Source organism: Actinophytocola sp. (assembly GCF_050699915.1).
In the GTDB taxonomy this organism is placed as follows: Bacteria; Actinomycetota; Actinomycetes; order Mycobacteriales; family Pseudonocardiaceae; genus Actinophytocola.
In genome coordinates, this window is record NZ_JBOHGA010000363.1 from 1 (window position 1) to 2,660 (window position 2,660).

Sequence of the window (2,660 nt, forward strand, 5' to 3'; positions counted from 1 at the left end):
AGGGAATGGCCCCGCGCGTCTCCGTTTGCCCCAAACAGCAATCGGAGGTGCACCCATGCCATGCGTGGATTGCGCGGCAGACATCCAAACCCGAGACGGTGAGGTCTGCGAAACCTGCGCACCCTTGAACCACTCCCGCTGCGTCGGATGCGGCGAACTGTACCGGGACGGGTCGGACTGCGACCGTTGCACAACCTGTGACCGGTGCGACGCCACAGTCCGGGAATCGGAAACTGTCGAAACGACCCGCGGATCAACGATCTGCGCGCTGTGCCGGCAGCACTGGTACTGGCAGTGCGGGCAATGCGACGGGTGGAACCGCGACGGCGCCGACTGCGGCAACGGGTGCTGCGACCCCGACGTTTGCGACTGCGGCGAATGCCGCCGCGACGAACTCGGCGGCCTGGTGCACGACTACTACTACAAGCCGCCACCGGTGTTCCACGGCACCGGCCCGCTGTTCCTCGGCCCGGAAATCGAGATCGAAACCCCGGACTGCTCCGAGCGGGAATGCGCCGAGATCGCCTACTCGCACCTGGCTGACCTCGGGTACCTGAAATTGGACAGCTCCATCGGCAACGGGTTCGAAATCGTCACCCACCCGATGTCCTACGAGTGGGCGATGGCGAACTTCCCGTGGCAGATGCTCACCCGGCTACGGGAATCCGGGTGCGAAGCGACCGAGAACACGGGAATCCACGTGCACCTCTCCCGCGCCGGGTTCGACTCACCCTGCCACATCTACCGGTGGATGAAATTCATCTACCGAAACGAGCCCCAAGTCAAGGCGGTGGCGCGCCGCTCCTCAGACGAATGGGCGGCGTTCACCGACGACGACCGTAAAGCGGTCAAGGACTACGCCAAAGGCGCCCGCGGCGGGCGGCACCGGGCCATCAACACCAACAACCACGACACGTTCGAACTGCGGGTCTTCGCCAGCTCGCTGGACCCCCGCGAAGTCAAGGCCGCGCTCGGATTCGCCGCCGCGCCGGTCGAGTACACCCGCAACCTGACCGTCCACACGATCGCCAACGGCGGCTGGACCTGGCCCGCGTTCACCGGGTGGCTCGCCGAGCAACCCGCCTACCAGCCCCTCACCCAGCAGCTGGAGGAACTCCAATGTGTCTGCTGACGTTCTTCCCAGCCGGCGTGATGCCCGACACCGCCGCACTGCGCAACGGCACCTACCTCAACGACGACGGCCACGGCTACGCGATCGTGGCCGACGACCACATCCTCACGGGACGGGGACTGGACGCCGGGCTCATGATCGAGGCGTTCGACGCGGCACGGCACCAGCACCCGCACGGGCCCGCGCTGTTCCACTCCCGCCTGGGCACCCACGGCAAGCGCAGCCTGGACAACTGCCACCCCTTCCCGGTCGGCGGCGACGAACGCACCGTGCTCGCGCACAACGGGATCCTGCCCGCCGTGGTGCAGCCCACCAAAGGCGACCCGCGTTCGGACACCAGGATCACCGCCGAGGACTTCCTCCCCGAGTTCGGCTCCCTGCGGGCTCGGCGTACCCGCCTGCGGTTCCAGCGGTGGATGGCGCCGCACAACAAGGTGGTGATCCTGACCGTGGACCGGCGGTTCAAACAGCCCGCCTACATCCTCAACGAGAAGTCAGGGACCTGGGACGGCGAGATCTGGTACTCCAACGACGGGTACCTGCCGTTCGCACCGACCCGAGGTTCGCTGGCGTACCGGCGAGGGTGGGAGTGGCCGTCCTGGGACGAACTGGACCAGGCAGTTGACCGGTGCTGGCACTGCCACGCGATCGTCGACCCGCTCGACGGCGAATGCCGGTGCTGCGGGTTGTGCCTGGACTGCGGCGAGACGCCCGAGACCTGCCTCTGCTACACCCCGGCCACGACGGGCAAACGGATCGACCCGGCAGGCGTCTGAACACCCAACCCCAGCCGACCGCGAGCCCTCCGCCACAGGGGCCTCCTGGCAACACCTGACGAGGCGTAACGCCGTCCGGGACACGCGACCACCCGCCCACGTCCGGCAAGCATGAAAGGCACATCAGCATGGGAAGGATCATCCGAGGGATCGACCGAGGCGCCCGCGTTGTCGCCGATGTCGCCGACCGCGCCACTGACCTGGTGAGAGACGACGTAGCGCGCTCGTTTGAGGTGCGCCGTGTCGACACCGGCGAAGACCTCACAACCGAATGCTTCGACCAGCCACCAACCGACGAGCAGATCGCCCGTCGGCTCGACCAAACGACCGGGCAGTGGACATGCCCCGACCGGGTCGACGGCGCCGCCAATCCCGCCCGGAGGTCGCCGTGACCCTCCACGTGGTGCAGTACTCCGGCGGCATCGGCAGCTGGGCCACCGCGCAACGGGTCTTCGCCGAACACGGCGCCGCCGATCTGGTGCTGCTGACGGCCGACACGGGGATCGAGGATCCTGACCTGTGGAGATTCCTGCACGAAAGCGCGGCCCGGATCGGGGTGCCGGCGACGGTCGTGGCCGACGGGCGCACCCCGTTCGAGGTGTTCACCGACCAGCGGTTCATCGGCAACAGCCGCGTCGCGCCCTGCTCGTATCACCTCAAGCAGCGGCCCTGCCGCCAATGGCTGCAAGCCCACGCCGACCCCGCCGACACCGTCCTGTACGTGGGAATCGACTCCTCCGAGACCCGACGCG

The 2,660-nt window shown here is 67.7% G+C and carries 4 protein-coding genes; all 4 read left to right on the plus strand.

The annotated features are described in order from the left end of the window. The first annotated feature begins 55 nt into the window (after positions 1 to 55). On the plus strand, positions 56 to 1,132 hold the full coding sequence (locus ACRDSK_RS32470) for a hypothetical protein (protein WP_431445242.1): 1,077 nt from the start codon (positions 56 to 58) through the stop codon (positions 1,130 to 1,132). Continuing rightward, positions 1,120 to 1,908, plus strand: a complete 789-nt coding sequence (locus ACRDSK_RS32475) for a class II glutamine amidotransferase (RefSeq protein WP_431445243.1) — start codon at positions 1,120 to 1,122, stop codon at positions 1,906 to 1,908. Before ACRDSK_RS32470 ends, ACRDSK_RS32475 begins: the two co-directional genes overlap by 13 nt. A 128-nt stretch (positions 1,909 to 2,036) precedes the next feature. Next, on the plus strand, positions 2,037 to 2,300 hold the full coding sequence (locus tag ACRDSK_RS32480) for a hypothetical protein (RefSeq protein ID WP_431445244.1): 264 nt from the start codon (positions 2,037 to 2,039) through the stop codon (positions 2,298 to 2,300). Further along, the coding region (locus ACRDSK_RS32485; protein ID WP_431445245.1) for a hypothetical protein at positions 2,297 to 2,660 on the plus strand (364 nt) is incomplete at its 3' end. The genes ACRDSK_RS32480 and ACRDSK_RS32485, both read left to right, overlap by 4 nt.

Bases quoted from the DNA above. Each gene is read 5' to 3' on its own strand.
- ACRDSK_RS32470 (WP_431445242.1), top strand. From the start codon at position 56: ATGCCATGCGTGGATTGCGCGGCAGACATCCAAACCCGAGACGGTGAG.
- ACRDSK_RS32475 (WP_431445243.1), top strand. From the start codon at position 1,120: ATGTGTCTGCTGACGTTCTTCCCAGCCGGCGTGATGCCCGACACCGCC.
- ACRDSK_RS32480 (WP_431445244.1), top strand. From the start codon at position 2,037: ATGGGAAGGATCATCCGAGGGATCGACCGAGGCGCCCGCGTTGTCGCC.